Annotated in this window: 13 protein-coding genes and 1 riboswitch; all 13 genes read left to right on the forward strand. The window is 71.7% G+C overall.

Annotated elements, in window-relative coordinates; translation table 11 throughout:
* Positions 1 to 182 precede the first annotated feature (182 nt).
* The 13 genes from LQF12_RS03445 (at position 183) to ribH (ending at position 14,502) form a co-directional block, all read left to right on the forward strand.
* Positions 183 to 1,589 carry a dicarboxylate/amino acid:cation symporter gene (locus LQF12_RS03445; protein WP_231054604.1) on the forward strand — a complete coding sequence of 469 codons (1,407 nt, stop codon included), beginning with the start codon at positions 183 to 185 and terminating at the stop codon, positions 1,587 to 1,589.
* An 84-nt stretch (positions 1,590 to 1,673) separates the two neighbouring features.
* A complete protein-coding gene (locus LQF12_RS03450) occupies positions 1,674 to 2,180 on the forward strand; it encodes a MarR family winged helix-turn-helix transcriptional regulator (RefSeq protein WP_231054605.1) in 507 nt (168 codons plus the stop codon).
* A gap of 271 nt (positions 2,181 to 2,451) precedes the next feature.
* Positions 2,452 to 3,129, forward strand: coding sequence for a DUF624 domain-containing protein (locus LQF12_RS03455; RefSeq protein WP_231054606.1), 678 nt, complete (start codon positions 2,452 to 2,454; stop codon positions 3,127 to 3,129).
* 57 nt (positions 3,130 to 3,186) lie between these two features.
* Entirely contained in the window at positions 3,187 to 4,716 is a 1,530-nt protein-coding gene (locus LQF12_RS03460; protein ID WP_231054607.1) for an extracellular solute-binding protein, read from the forward strand.
* A 90-nt stretch (positions 4,717 to 4,806) separates the two neighbouring features.
* Complete coding sequence (locus LQF12_RS03465) at positions 4,807 to 5,778, forward strand: ABC transporter permease (RefSeq protein ID WP_231054608.1); 972 nt, start codon at positions 4,807 to 4,809, stop codon at positions 5,776 to 5,778.
* A complete protein-coding gene (locus LQF12_RS03470) occupies positions 5,778 to 6,677 on the forward strand; it encodes a carbohydrate ABC transporter permease (RefSeq protein ID WP_231054609.1) in 900 nt (299 codons plus the stop codon). The genes LQF12_RS03465 and LQF12_RS03470 overlap by 1 nt, the downstream gene beginning before the upstream one ends.
* Positions 6,678 to 6,681: 4 nt before the next feature.
* Positions 6,682 to 7,350: a GDSL-type esterase/lipase family protein gene (locus LQF12_RS03475; protein WP_231054610.1), complete on the forward strand. Its 669-nt coding sequence runs from the start codon at positions 6,682 to 6,684 to the stop codon at positions 7,348 to 7,350.
* Positions 7,332 to 8,018 carry a DUF1961 family protein gene (locus LQF12_RS03480; RefSeq protein ID WP_231054611.1) on the forward strand — a complete coding sequence of 229 codons (687 nt, stop codon included), beginning with the start codon at positions 7,332 to 7,334 and terminating at the stop codon, positions 8,016 to 8,018. The genes LQF12_RS03475 and LQF12_RS03480 overlap by 19 nt, the downstream gene beginning before the upstream one ends.
* Positions 8,015 to 10,660, forward strand: a complete 2,646-nt coding sequence (locus tag LQF12_RS03485) for an exo-rhamnogalacturonan lyase family protein (RefSeq protein ID WP_231054612.1) — start codon at positions 8,015 to 8,017, stop codon at positions 10,658 to 10,660. Before LQF12_RS03480 ends, LQF12_RS03485 begins: the two co-directional genes overlap by 4 nt.
* 65 nt (positions 10,661 to 10,725) lie before the next feature.
* A riboswitch (FMN riboswitch) is annotated at positions 10,726 to 10,856 on the forward strand.
* A gap of 100 nt (positions 10,857 to 10,956) precedes the next feature.
* Positions 10,957 to 12,048, forward strand: a complete 1,092-nt coding sequence (gene ribD / locus LQF12_RS03490; RefSeq protein WP_231054613.1) for a bifunctional diaminohydroxyphosphoribosylaminopyrimidine deaminase/5-amino-6-(5-phosphoribosylamino)uracil reductase RibD — start codon at positions 10,957 to 10,959, stop codon at positions 12,046 to 12,048.
* Between the two features lie 57 nt (positions 12,049 to 12,105).
* On the forward strand, positions 12,106 to 12,759 hold the full coding sequence (locus LQF12_RS03495; protein ID WP_231054614.1) for a riboflavin synthase: 654 nt from the start codon (positions 12,106 to 12,108) through the stop codon (positions 12,757 to 12,759).
* Positions 12,752 to 14,020: a 3,4-dihydroxy-2-butanone-4-phosphate synthase gene (gene ribB / locus LQF12_RS03500; RefSeq protein WP_290370727.1), complete on the forward strand. Its 1,269-nt coding sequence runs from the start codon at positions 12,752 to 12,754 to the stop codon at positions 14,018 to 14,020. The genes LQF12_RS03495 and ribB overlap by 8 nt, the downstream gene beginning before the upstream one ends.
* Positions 14,017 to 14,502, forward strand: coding sequence for a 6,7-dimethyl-8-ribityllumazine synthase (ribH, locus tag LQF12_RS03505; protein ID WP_354004693.1), 486 nt, complete (start codon positions 14,017 to 14,019; stop codon positions 14,500 to 14,502). The genes ribB and ribH overlap by 4 nt, the downstream gene beginning before the upstream one ends.
* Positions 14,503 to 14,511: the final 9 nt, after the last annotated feature.

Consider the following 14,511-nt stretch of genomic DNA (forward strand, 5'->3'; position numbering starts at 1 on the left):
ATCGCGAGGAGCCCGGAGCTGTCCAGCATGCGGACTGTTCCGGGCTCCTCGCATGTCCGGCCCGGGCGCCGGTGCAGGATCTTCTGCGGCCCGCGGACGTGGGTCATGTACGCCTGACGGTCTCGGGCGCCGCACCCGTGCGCGTGAGGCCGGCGAACCGCCCATCCTGCGAAAGGCCCCCTGTGTCCACCGACACCTCCACGCCCTCGACGGCGCCCGCTCCGGACTCCCGGCGCCGGCGCCTGCGTCTGCCCTCCTTCAGCGTCCAGATCGTCCTGGGCCTCGTCCTCGGTGCCCTGCTCGGCTGGGTGGCCCTGCAGATGGGTACGGTCGGCCCCGACGAGGACCCGAACTGGCTCACGGAGACGCTCGCCACCATCGGTGGGTCGTTCGTCACGCTGCTGCGCGCCATCGTGCCCCCGCTGGTCTTCCTGGCGATCGTCGCCTCGATCGCCAACCTGCGCAAGGTCTCCAACGCCGCCCGCCTGGCCGGGCAGACGCTGCTCTGGTTCGCCATCACCGCGGCGGTCTCGGTGGCGATCGGCATGGCGCTCGGACTGATCTTCCGGCCCGGGGAGAACACCTCGATCAGTGCCGATCTGGCCGAGGCGCCGGGCCGGACCGGTTCCTGGGTCGACTTCCTCACCGGCCTCATCCCCAGCAACGTGCTCGGCCTCGACGCCGGCCTGCGCGAGGACTCGGTCTCGCTGAACTTCAACGTGCTGCAGATCGTGGTGATCGCCCTCGTGGTGGGGATCGCGGCGCTGCGCTCGGGCCCGAAGGCGGACACCTTCCTCAGCTTCAACGCCTCCGCGCTCGTGGTGATCCAGAAGGTGCTCTGGTGGATCATCCGGCTCGCCCCGCTGGGCACGCTCGGCCTGATCGGGCGGGCCGTGGCCACCTACGGCACGGACCTGTTCGCACCGCTGGCGACCTTCGCCGTCGCCATCTACGTGGGTCTGGCCCTCGTGCTGTTCGTGCTCTACCCGGTGCTGCTGCGCGCGAACGGGCTGCCGGCACTGCCGTACTACAGGGGCGCATGGCCGGCCATCCAGCTCGGTTTCGTCTCCCGCTCCTCGATCGGCACGCTGCCGGTGACCGAGCGCGTCACCGAGCGCAACCTCGGGGTGCCGCGGGAGTACGCCTCCTTCGCGGTGCCGCTGGGCGCGACCACCAAGATGGACGGCTGCGCCGCCATCTACCCGGCGATCGCGGCGATCTTCGTCGCGCAGTTCTACGGCATCGACCTGTCGGTCACCGACTACCTGCTGATCGCCTTCGTTTCGGTGGTCGGTTCCGCCGCGACGGCGGGGCTCACCGGGGCGGTGGTCATGCTCACCCTGACGCTGTCCACCCTCGGGCTGCCGCTGGAGGGCGTGGGCCTGCTGCTGGCCGTGGACCCGATCCTCGACATGGGGCGCACGGCGGTGAACGTGGCCGGGCAGGCGCTCGTGCCGGCCATCGTCTCCAAGCGGGAGGGCATCCTGGACGAGGACCGCTACCGGTCCGGCAATGCCGAGAACCTCTTCGCCGACGACGAGGACGGGGCCGCCGAGGAGAGCAGGCAGCCGGAGCGGGCGAACGCCTGAGCCGAAGTTCCGGGTCGCCGCTGGGGGAACTCAGCGGCGACCCGGCACGTTGTCAGAGGTGTGAGCATGATCCATGAGGCGCCCGTGAGCACACGCGACGCCGGTACCGCCCTGTCCGTGGTCAACGTCAGGGACGTGGCGCCCGCCGCCGGGGTCGCCGAGATCCTCTCCCTCGCCGACGAGCTCAGCCGCATCGGCGACGCCGGGACTCAGCTCGCCCGGGCGATCGAGTCCACCACCGGTCTGCGGGCCGGCGAGGTGCAGGTGCTCGCCGCGATCGCCGCCGGCGCCGAGCACCCCCGGGCCATCGCCGACTCGACCGGGCAGGTCCCGGACGCGGCCGAGGCCACGGTCGACTCATTGGCCGACCGAGGGCTGGTGGGTCGCCACGCGCACGAGTCCGATCCCAGGGGCGACCTCGGACTGGTGCACGTCAGCGCGAGCGGGCACGCCGTGCTCGAGCAGGTAGAGGCCGTCCGCATCCGCCTGGCCGATGCCCTCTTCGGCGCGCTGGGCCTGGAGAAGGCGCAGGAGCTGCGCCGGACCCTGTCGGCGGTCGCCGAACTGGTCGAGGCGCCGGCCCTGCGGTGACGGCGGATCCGCTGATCCGCTGAACGACCGATCCGTCGGACGACCGATCCGCAGCGGCACTGTCCGCCGCGCCTGCGCGCCCGGCTGCCTGCTCACCCGCACCCGATCCGGGAAGTCTCCCGAGCCGGTTGACGCCGCCCCCGGGGCGTGCTTATTGTGAATCCATTCAAGCCCGGGAAACCCCTTTCCTGGGAGCCGCCGCAGGCGTCGGTTCTGTATCGCTTCACGAGCGAGCGCCGCCTGCCCGGATCAATGGTGAGGTGGACGTGCGATGACGCTCAGCGAGACTCGGAGCCGCGACGCGGCGACGCCCACCGGCCACGTAGCACCACCCGCCGTCAGCGGCACCGGTCGCCTGTACGGCTGGGCGGAGGCGCTGGCCTTCATGGCCATGATGAACATCCTCGTCGTCGTCTTCACCCTGGCCGGCGCCGTTCTGCTGGGGTGGGCACCGGCGGTGGCGGCTGCGGTCGCCTGCTCGCGCCGGCGCCTGCGCTCCGAGACCCACCCCTGGCTACGGACCTTCGCGACGATCTGGCGCCGTGAGTTCTGGCGTGCCAACCGCCTGCAGGCGGCCGGCAACGTCGTCATCGCGCTGCTGGCGTCCAACCTGCTCCTCTTCCGCGGCGAGCCCGGTCACGACGTCCTCGCCGTGGCGCTCGCGGTCGCGCTCGGGCTGGCGGTGGTCCACCAGATCCTGGCGGTCGTCATGGATGCCCACTACGAGCTCGGAGCGGGGGAGTGCCTTCGGCTCGCCGGCGCCTTCGCCGTCCGCTTCCCGGGCGCGCCGCTGCTCCTGGCGGTCGCCACGGCACTGGCGACGGCGTTCACGATCGCCCTACCCGGGCTCCTGCCCGTCCTCACCCTCGGTGCCTGGCTCTACCTGTGCACGGCCCTGTGCCTGTCGTTCTTCGCTGCGAACGACCGTGCGCTCGACGCAACCCTCTGACCCCCGCAGCACCCTCCCTCCCAGTGAGGCCGACGAAGTACTCACGAAAGGACAACCATGAACAAGCGAATCCTTGCCCCCGTAGCCGTGCTGGCAGCGGGTGGCCTGGCCCTGACCGCATGCAGCGGTGACGGCGACACCGGTGGCGAAGGAGGCGAGCTGGAGTCCCTGACCATCATGTCGCCCTACTTCGCCGAGGTGCCGCCGGAGAGCGACGACCCGGTCGGGAGCGCGCTGAGCGATCTCGCGGGGATGCCGCTGGAGATCCAGTGGGTCCCGAACTCCTCCTACGGCGACCGCATCAACACGGTGCTGGCCGGCGACGACATCCCCGACGTCATGGTCATCACCGGCAAGGATCAGGGCTTCGTCTCCACGGCCGAGGCCGGCGGTTTCTGGGACCTCACCGAGCACCTGGCCTCGGGTGACTACCCGAACCTGGTCACCGAGAACCCCGAGGTGCAGGAGGCCTCCAGCGTCAACGGCACGGTCTTCGGCGTCTACCGGGCGCGCGACGTCATCCGCGCCAGCGTCATCCTGCGCGCGGACTGGCTGGAGAACCTCGGTCTCGACGAGCCCGAGACCACCGAGGACCTCGCCGAGATCGCCCGCGCCTTCACCGAGGACGACCCCGACGGCAACGGCGAGGACGACACCTACGGCATGATCGCGCCGCAGTGGCCGGGCGGCATCGGGACGAACAGCCCCTACGACACCATGGAGGTCTGGCACGGCTCCGGCAACGTGTGGCGCGAGGAGGGCGGCGAGCTCATCCCCGCCTTCACCACACCGGAGTGGCGCGAGGCCCTGGAGTACGAGCGTGAGCTCGTCCAGAGCGGCTACATCAACCCCGACTACGCCACGATGGACCCGGCCACGTGGAACGAGCCGTTCCTCAACGGCGAGGGTGGCATCATCCTCGACGTGCAGTCCCGTGCCGCGCAGCTGCGCGACCTGTTCCGCCAGGGCGGGGAGGACCCGGACGAGCACGTCGCGCTGGTCGGTCAGGTCGAGGGCCCGAACGGCGCCTATGCGCTGCCGACCACCGGGTACGCCGGCTTCCTCGCCATCCCGCGCTCGTCGGTGCAGACCGAGGAGCAGCTCGCCCAGGTGCTCACCGTCCTCGACGAGCTCAACACCACCGAGGCACAGGTGCTGATGAACAACGGGATCGAGGGTGACAACTTCGAGGTGGTCGACGGCTACGCCGACTATGACCCCGAGCGCCAGGACTTCACCGACCAGGTCACCGGGGCGTGGGCCCAGCTCGGGATGAACGTCGCCGGCTACGAGGGTTACTCCCCGCTGCCCGAGGGCGAGGCCGACGTGGCCTTCGAGGAGCTGCGGTTGGAGCTGCAGGCCGAGGACCAGGCCAACGCGGTGTTCAACCCGGCGGCCGGCCTCGTCTCCGAGACCTACACCACCAACGGCACCCAGCTCGACAACATCATCGGTGACGCCCGGATCCAGTACCTGGCCGGGCAGATCGACGAGGCCGGGCTCGAGGAGGCGATCGAGCGCTGGCGCACCAGCGGCGGTGACACGGTCACCGAGGAGATCAACGCGCTCTACGACGAGCTCGGCTGACCCAGCTCCTCACCGGTGCGGGGCACGCGCAGGCCCGTGGCGCCTGCGCTGCCCCGCACCGGACACCATCCGCGCTCAGAGAGGAGCGGTATGACAACGACGACGACGCAGGCCGTGGCGGTCGAGACCTCCGGCGAGGGGCTGCCCCCCAAGAACCGTCGCAACCTGGGCCAGAACCTGCTGCGCTACCGCTGGTTGTTCTTCCTGATGCTGCCCGGCATCGCGTACTTCCTCATCTTCCGCTTCTGGCCCATGTACGGGGCGCAGATCGCGTTCCGCAACTACGTGCCGTTCCTGGGTATCGAGGGCAGCGAGTGGGTCGGCTGGGACCACTTCGCCGACTTCTTCTCGAACCCGGACTTCCCCCGGCTGCTGGGCAACACCCTCATCATCGCGGGGCTGACGCTGTTCATCGCCTTCCCGGTCACGATCGTCATGGCGCTGCTGCTGAACGAGCTGCGGCTGAACATCCTCAAGCGCACGGTGCAGACCCTGGTCTACATCCCGCACTTCCTGTCCTGGACGGTCGTGGTCTCCCTGACCGGGCTGCTGTTCGCCGTCGGGAACGGGCCGTTGTGGACGCTGGTCAACGACCTCTTCGGCACGAGCACGAACTTTCTCGCCGATCCGGCCTGGTTCCGTCCGCTGATCCTGCTGCAGGAGATCTGGAAGAACACCGGCTGGGGGACGATCATCTTCCTCGCGGCGCTCGCGGGCGTGGACCAGGAGCAGTACGAGGCGGCGATCATCGATGGCGCGGGCCGGTGGCAACGGGTCCGCTTCATCACGATCCCCTCGATCATGAGCACGATCATCGTGCTGCTGATCCTGCAGACCGGCCAGATCCTCAACACCGGCTTCGAGCAGATCTACCTGATGTCGAATGCGCTGAACCGGTCGGTGGCCGACGTCTTCGACACCTACGTCTACTTCACGGGTATCCAGCAGGGTGCCTACAGCTACTCCACGGCGGTCGGCCTCGCGAAGGCCATCGTCGGACTCATCCTCATCTTCGGCACGAACTGGCTGGCCAAGCGGTTCAACCAGGCAGGGATCTTCTGATGGCGACCACGATCGGGCCCAATCGGGTCAAGTACCGTTTCAACACTCCGGCCGGCAAGGTCTTCGACGTCGTCAACGTCGTGCTCCTGGTGGGCGTGGGTGCGCTGGCGATCCTGCCGTTCCTCTACGTGTTCGCCGGCTCTCTGGCCACCGAGTACGAGATCACCACCCGGCCGTTCTTCATCTGGCCCACCGAGATCACGACCGCCTCCTACGAGTCGATCCTGAGTTCGAGCGTCTTCGTGCGCGCGTTCATCACGACGGTGGTGGTCACCCTCGTCGGGACGTTCGTCCAGCTCGCCCTGACGGCGCTGATGGCCTACCCGCTGGCCAAGGTGGACCTGCCCGGCCGGCGCACCATCATGACCCTGGTGGTCTTCACGATGGTCTTCAGCGCGGGGATGATCCCCACCTTCCTGATCGTGAAGAATCTGGGCCTGCTCGACAGCTACTGGGCCCTGATCCTGCCGATGGCGATCAATCCGTTCAGCCTGATCATCATCAAGAACTTCTTCCAGGAGCTGCCCAAGGAGCTCGAGGAGTCCGCCCGGATCGATGGCGCGAACGAGCTGCGCATCCTCGCCAACGTGGTGATGCCGCTGTCCAAGCCCGTGCTGGCGACCTTCGCGCTCTTCTACGCGGTGGGCATCTGGAACGACTACATGTCGCCGTTGCTCTACCTCAACGACCAGAACAAGTGGACGCTGCAGATGATCCTGCGCCAGGTGACCGCCTCGGCCTCGCTGAGCCCGGACGACCTCAACACCGAGGTGCCGCCACCGGCCCAGGGGATCAAGTTCGCCGTCGTGATGGTGGCCACGATCCCGGTGCTGCTGGCCTACCCCTTCCTGCAGAAGCACTTCGCCAAGGGCATGCTGATCGGCAGCGTCAAGGGATGAGCCGATGACCATCCATCTGGCGGGAGACTCCACCCTCGCTCCCGGCCCGCTCGACGGCTCCGGGGTGATCGGCTGGGGCGGTGTGCTGGCCGAGTTCGTCGAGGAGCCCGTGGCCAACCGGGCCATCGGCGGGGCGACGACGGACTCGTTCGTGGCCCAGGGCCGGTGGCAGGAGACGATCGAGGCGATCGCGCCGGGCGACACCGTGATCCTCGGCTTCGGTCACAACGACCAGAAGCTTGACGAGCTCGCCGCCGACGGGCGCTACACGCAGAACCTCACCGGGTTCGTCGAGCAGGTGCGCGAGCGGTCCGGCCTCGCGGTGCTGACCACGAGCGTGGAGCGGCTGCTCCACACCGACGACGGCGCCCTGCGCGCCTCCCACGGGGGCTACCCGCGGGCCGTCCGCCGGCTCGGCAGGAACCTGGAGGTGCCGGTGATCGAGCTGACCGCGTTCACGCGCTGGCTCTACACCTGGCTCGGGGACGAGGCAGGCCCGGTGATCTTCCCGCACGGGAAGCCGGACCGGGCGCCCGAGGAGGCGCGCGACACCACCCACTTCGGCCTGGACGGGGCGCGTGCGGTGGCCGGCTTCGTGGCCGAGAACCTGCGCGCGATCCGCGGTCTGGACGACGACGGCGAGCCACTCGGCCGATGGGTGGCGCAACCGTGACCTATCGCAATGCCCTCGCCACGCCGTCGGACCTGGCCGGATGGGTGCCGGAAGGCCCCGTGGGCACGCGCTTCGCCGACGGCGGTATGGAACTGTTCAGCACCGCCGACGAGGCCTCCCTGGAGGCCGGGGGGCGGGGCGACCACGCCCACGTCACCTACTGGTGCCCGGAGATCTTCGGACCCGACGTGGAGATCACCTGGGAGTTCCGGCCACTGGCCGGCGCCGGGCTGGCGATGCTGTTCTTCGCCGCCACCGGCGCACGGGGAGAGGACCTCTTCGATCCCGCGCTGGCCGAGCGCACCGGCTTCTATCCCCAGTACCACTCCGGTGACATCGCCACGCTGCACGTGTCCTACCTGCGCCGGAAGTGGGCCACCGAGCGGCGCCTGCGCACCTGCAACCTGCGCAAGAGCCCCGGCTTCCACCTCGTCGCCCAGGGCGCCGACCCGCTTCCGGGGCCCGAGGACGCCGACGGTCACTACCGGATCCGGGTGGTCAAACGCGGCCCGCACGTCTCCTTCGCCGTCGACGAGCTCGAGCTGTTCCGCTGGACCGACGACGACCCCGCCACCGGCGCCCCGCTCGGCGGCGGCCGGATCGGCCTGCGCCAGATGTCCCCGCTCATCGCCCACTACCGCAACCTCGAGGTGACCCCGCTGTCATGATGACCACGATCGATGTCCCGCTGCGCTGGATCGACGACGAGACCCCGGCCGGCCTGCCGGCGGGGGCGACCCTGGGCGCCCCGCTCCCGCGTGGAGCCGTCGGGGGCGGCGCCGGCACGCTCGACTTCGCGGCGCTGGGCGTGGTCGACGCCGGCGGTGCCCCGGTGCCGGCGCAGCTGTGGCCGCTGGCCACCTGGCCGGACGGCAGCGTCAAGTGGACCGGCATCGCCCTCGGCGCCACCGATGAGCCCAGCAGCTCCTACCGGCTGCGCTCGGAGGCCCCCGCGCCGCCGCCGTCGGCAACCGTGCGCGTCAGCGAGACCTCCGGAGGCGTCACGATCGACACCGGTGCGATGGTCGTGCGGCTGTCGCCGAGCGGGCCGGTGCTGGTGGAGTCCCTCGAGGTCGAGGGTCGGGAGGTGGCCCGCGGCGGGGTGCTGATCTCGAGCGTGCAGGGACGACCCGATCCGGACCACGGCTCGCGCGACCACGGGATCGGCCACGTCGAACGGGTCGAGGTCGAGCAGTCCGGACCCGTGCGGGCCGTGGTCCGGCTCGAGGGCCGCCACCACACCGACGGCGGCCGCCGGTGGCTGCCGTTCACGGTGCGGCTGGTGGCGGTGGCCGGCTCGCCCCGGCTGCGCCTGGTGCACTCCTTCGTCTGGGACGGCGACGCTGACGCCGACTTCCTGTCCTCGCTCGGGATCCGCTTCGACGTCCCGCTGCGCGCCGAGCCGCACGACCGGCACGTGCGCCTGGCCGGCGCCGGCGGCGGGCTGCTCCGGGAGGCCGTGCGCGGCCTGACGGGCCTGCGACGGGACCCGGGCGCTGCGGTGCGTCAGGCGCAGCTGGCGGGCGAGCCCACGCCGTCGCCGGAGACCTGGGACCAGGACGTCGCGCGCCTCGCGCGCTGGATCCCCACCTGGGATGCCTGGCAGCTGCGCCAGCACAGCGCCAACGGCTTCACCATCCGCAAACGCACCCAGCCCGGGCACGCATGGATCGGGGTGACCGAGGGCACCCGGTCGGACGGATTCGGCTACCTCGGCGACACCTCCGGCGGGCTCGGCATGGGGCTGACCGGGTTCTGGCAGTCCCACCCGACCGGGATCGACATCGCCGGCGCCGCCGCTGCCGGGCCGGATGCGGCCGGCTCGCTGACGATGTGGCTGTGGTCGCCGGACGCCGAACCGATGGACCTGCGCTTCTATCACGACGGCCTCGGCCAGGAGACCTACGAGCAGCAGCTCGACGCCCTCGACATCACCTACGAGGACTACGAGCCGGGCTTCGGCGATGCGCACGGGATCGCGCGCACGCACGAGCTGGACCTCGTCGGCTACGCCGCCACGCCGGCTGTGGAGCAGCTCGCGGCGCAGGTGCGGCACACCGTGCAGGCGCCCCGGCTCGCTCCCACCCCGCAGGTGCTGCACGCCGCCGGGGTGTTCGGTGACTGGGACCTGCCCGAGCGCAGCACCCCCGCGCGCGCCCGGCTGGAGGACAGGCTGACGGCGCTGCTGGATTTCTACGTCGGGCAGATCGACCAGCGCTCCTGGTACGGCTTCTGGAACTACGGCGACCTCATGCACTCCTACGACGCCGACCGGCACACGTGGCGTTACGACGTCGGCGGCTACGCCTGGGACAACTCCGAGCTCTCCCCGGACCTGTGGTTGTGGACGTCCTTCCTGCGGACCGGCCGGGCCGACGTGTTCCGGCTGGCCGAGCGGCTCACCCGGCACACCGGAGACGTCGACGTCTACCACGCCGGGCAGTGGAAGGGCCTGGGTACCCGGCACAACGTCCAGCACTGGGGGTGCAGCGCCAAGCAGCTGCGCATCTCCACGCCGGCCTACCGGCGCCACCACTACTTCCTGACCGCCGACGAGCACACCCGGGACCTGATGCTCGAGCTGCGCGAGAGCGACGAGACCTTCCTCGGCCTGGACCCGGTGCGCAAGGTCCGCCCGGACGCGGCCACCTACGCCCCGCAGCGCAACGCCGTCGGGGTGGGCCTGGGAACGGACTGGAGTGCGCTCGCGGCGACCTGGCTCGCCGACTGGGAGATCACCGGGAACCCCCGTTCCCGGGACCGGCTGCTCGGCACGATGGCCGACATCGGGGCGCTCAGGTACGGCTTCTTCACCGGTGAGGCGCTCTACGACCTGGACACCGGGCGCTTCGACACCTCGCGTGAGCGGGTGGGCGCCTCGCACCTGTCGATCATGTTCGGCCTGGTCGAGGTGTGCAGCGAACTGGTGGACCTGGTGCCCGAGGACGATGCCCCCGGGTTCCGCGACGCCTGGCTGCAGTACTGCCGCCTCTACCTCGGCAGCGCCGAGGAGCAGGTGGCCGAGCTGGGCTCCGAGCACGGGGGAGCGCCGTTCGAGCAGCCGCATGCGCGGGTGCTCGCCTACGCCGCGAACCGGCTCGGCCGCCCGGACCTGGCGGAGCGGGCGTGGCGGGCGTTCTTCGTGGGCGGTGAGCGGATGCGGGGTGACTTCGTGTCCACGCAGACGCTGCCGCCGTACGTGCCCGCCCCGGTCGACGATGCCCCGACGCTGTGGACCAACGACGCCGCCCAGGGGAGCCTGGCGACGATGCAGTGCCTGGCGCTGATCGGGGACCACCTGCCGGAGTGAGATCGGCCACGAAGGCGCAGACGATGCCGGAGCGGTGTGCAAGACTGGCGGCGTCGAACTGAAGTTCGCGCACTCCGGGGTCGGTGTAATTCCGAACCGGCGGTAACAGTCCGCGACCCGGCCGCAGCCAGCGGCCGGTTGACCAGGTGAGATTCCTGGACCGACGGTGAAAGTCCGGATGGGAGGAAGTGCGCGCGCGACGGTCGGCGTCTCCCGTCGGCTCGTGCCGGTGGCGAGGTGCCGTTCGTCGTCGCCGGCCCCGGGCTGCGCCCTAGCGCAGGAGGACCCAGGTGGCCATGTCCCTTCCGCGTGATCGCGACCACGACCTGGTCGTCGACGCCCTCGATCACGCCATCGAGCTGAGCGCCCGCGGACTGGGCCGGGTCAGCCCGAACCCCGCCGTCGGGTGCGTGATCCTCGACATCGAGGGTCACACCGTGGGCGAGGGGTGGCATCAGCGCCCCGGCGGCCCGCACGCCGAGGTCGCCGCGATCGCCGACGCCGCGGAACGGGTCTTCGCACCCGACGAGGCGCCGGAGGGGTTCCTGGGCGGCTGCACCGCCGTGGTCACCCTCGAACCCTGCCCGCACACCGGGCGGACGGGCCCCTGCACCGAGGCGCTGCTCGAGGCCGGGGTCTCCCGCGTGGTCTACGCGCTCGAGGACCCCCTGCACGGCGGCGGGGCCGACGTCCTGCGCCACTATGGCGTCGAGGTGCACGGCCCCGGCAGTGCGCTGGTGCCGGACGCGCAGGCCCGGGCGGCCACGCTCGTGCTCGAACCCTGGTCGACGGCGCAGCGCACCGGCCGCCCGCACGTCACCTGGAAGTTTGCCGCCACCCTCGACGGGCGGTCCGCGGCCGCCGACGGCAGCAGCCGGTGGATCACCGGTGAGCAGGCTCGTGCCGACGTCCACCGGCTGCGTGACGAGGCCGACGCAGTGCTCATCGGGGCGGGGACCCAGCGCGCCGACGATCCGCAGCTGACCGTGCGGCCGGCGCCGCCGGACGGGCGCCAGCCGCTCCGGGTGGTCCTCGACCCCCGCGGCACCACCGCTGCGGACTCGCGCATCCTCGACGACGCCGCCCCCACCCTGGTGCTGGGCGTGACCGATCTGCACGAGGTGCTCGCCATCCTGTACGAGCGTGACGTCAGGTCGGTGCTGCTCGAGGGTGGCCCGCGCCTGGCCGGCTCGTTCTTCGCCGCCGGTCTGGTCGATCGCGTGGTCGCCTATCTCGCCCCTGCCCTGCTCGGCGCCGGCGCGGCGGCACTCGCCGATGCGGGCGTGAGCACCCTTGCGGGCGCCCACCGTCTCGAGCCGGTCGAGGTCACCACCCTGGGAGCCGACCTCCGGCTCATCGCCCGCCCCGTCCGCCGAACGGAACCGTGAGCGGCTCTCCGGCCGCGCCACCACTCGTCGTGCCGTCCACCCCTGCAAGGAGAGACCATGTTCACCGGAATCGTCACCGATCTCGCGACCGTCACCGCGCTCGAGACCGCCCCGGGCGGGGCCCGGCTCCGCGTCCGGGGCAGGCTGCCGCGGGACGTCGCCCCGGGTGACTCCATCGCCGTCGACGGTGTCTGCGTCACGGTCACCACCGTGACCACGGTGGAAGGCGCCGGGGGTGAGGGCGGAGGCGGCGCCGTCGTGGAGTTCACGGCCGATCTCATGCCCGCCACGCTGGACCGGACCACGATCGGGCGGCGCGAACCCGGGGACCGGGTCAACCTCGAGCCGGCGCTCGCGGCGAACGGGCGCTTCGGCGGTCACGTGGTCACCGGGCACATCGACGCCGTCGCGGCGGTGGTGGGGCGCACCAGCGGCGAGCTGGCCGACCGGCTGACCGTCGCCGTGCCCGCCCACCTGGCGCGCTACGTGGTGGCTCAGGGATCGATCACGATCGACGGCGTCTCCCTCACGGTCGCCGAGCTCACCGACACCGCCGAGGGATGCGAGGTGACGATCGGTCTCATCCCCGCCACCCTCGAGGCCACCACGCTCGGACGGCGCACCCCGCCCGACCGGGTGAACGTCGAGGTCGACGTGCTCGCCAAGCAGGTCGAGCGCCTCCTCGCCGCCGGGGAGACCGCCCGTGCGTGAGGTGGAGGACGCGATCGCCGCGATCGCCGCCGGCCGGATGGTGATCGTCACCGACGACGCCGACCGGGAGGACGAGGGCGATCTGGTGGCCGCCGCCGAGACCATCACCCCCCAGATCGTCGCGTTTATGGCCACACACGGGCGCGGGCTCATCTGCGCACCGGTCGCCGGGGAGATCGCCGATCGGCTGGAGCTGGCGCCGATGGTCCGGCGCAACACCGAGGCGCACGGGACGGCCTTCACGGTCTCCGTGGACGCCGCCGCGGGCATCACCACCGGCATCAGCGCCGCCGACCGCGCCCGTACCATCGCGCTGCTCACCGATCCGGCCACCCGGCCCGGCGATCTGGCCCGGCCCGGGCACGTCTTCCCGCTCCTTGCCCACCCCGACGGTGTGCTGGGCCGGATCGGGCACACCGAGGCCGGTGTGGACCTGGCCCGGCTCGCCGGGCGCGCGCCCGCCGCCGTCATCTGCGAGATCCTCACCCCCGACGGCGTCCCCGCCCGCGGCGAGGAGCTGCGCGCCCTGGCCGCGGCTCACGACCTGCCCGTGGTCAGCGTGGCCGAGCTCGTCGCCCATCGCTGCCGGTCCGGTGGCGCTCCGGCGCCCGCCCGGTCCGGCGTGCACCGGTCCGCGACGGCGACCCTCCCCACGGCGCACGGGCCGTTCCGCTCGATCGTGTTCACCGACGTCTCGGGTATCGAGCACGTGGCACTGTGCCGCGGCCTCGGGCCCGGCGACCGGTTCGACGGCGCCGGGGACGTGCTCGTGCGGGTGCACTCGGAGTGCCTGACCGGCGAGGCGTTCGGCTCGCTGCGCTGCGACTGCGGGCCCCAGCTCGAGGACGCGCTGGCGGCGATCGCCGCCTCCGGGCGCGGCGCCGTCGTGTACCTGCGCGGCCATGAGGGCCGTGGCACCGGGCTGAGCGCGAAGATCCGCGCCTACGCCCTGCAGGAGCAGGGGCGCGACACCGTCGAGGCGAACCTGGAGCAGGGCCTGCCCGCCGACGCCCGCGACTACGGCGCTGCCGCCGCCATCCTGCTTGACGTCGGCGCCCGGACGGTCCGCCTGCAGTCGAACAACCCGGCCAAGTCGGCAGCCCTGGCGCTCGGCGGGGTACACGTCAGCGCGCACGTGCCCGCACCGGCGCCGGTCGGCGCGGACAACCTTCCCTACCTGCGCACCAAGGCCGAGCGGATGGGGCACGTGCTGCCCTGGCTGCCGAGCCGGCCCACCCCCCACGAGAGGACCACCGCATGAGCACCCCCGCCCCGCACGCCGGACCTCAGGTCCAGGTGCCGCACGTACCCCACCTGCGGGTCGCCGTCGTGGCTGCCTGCTGGCACGAGGAGATCACCACCGGCCTGCTCACCGGGGCGCTCCGGGCGCTCGCGGAGGCCGGCATCGACGAGCCGCAGGTGGTGCGGGTGCCGGGCAGCTTCGAGCTGCCCGTGGCCGCCGGCCGGCTGGCGCGTGGCGGTTTCGATGCCGTGGTGGCCCTCGGGATGGTCCTGCAGGGGACGACCGCGCACTTCGAGTACGTCTGCCAGGGCGTGACGTCGGGGCTCACGCAGGTGGCCACGAGCACCGGCGTCCCGGTCGGGTTCGGCGTGCTGACCTGCACCGGCGTGGAGCAGGCGCGCGACCGTGCCGGCCTGCCCGGCTCGCGGCAGGATGTCGGTTACGAGGCGACGGTGGCGGCACTCAGTACCGCGGTCGCGCTCGCCGGCGCCGGGGTGTGAGCCGGTGGT

The organism is Ruania suaedae (assembly GCF_021049265.1).
GTDB classification, from domain to species: domain Bacteria; phylum Actinomycetota; class Actinomycetes; order Actinomycetales; family Beutenbergiaceae; genus Ruania; species Ruania suaedae.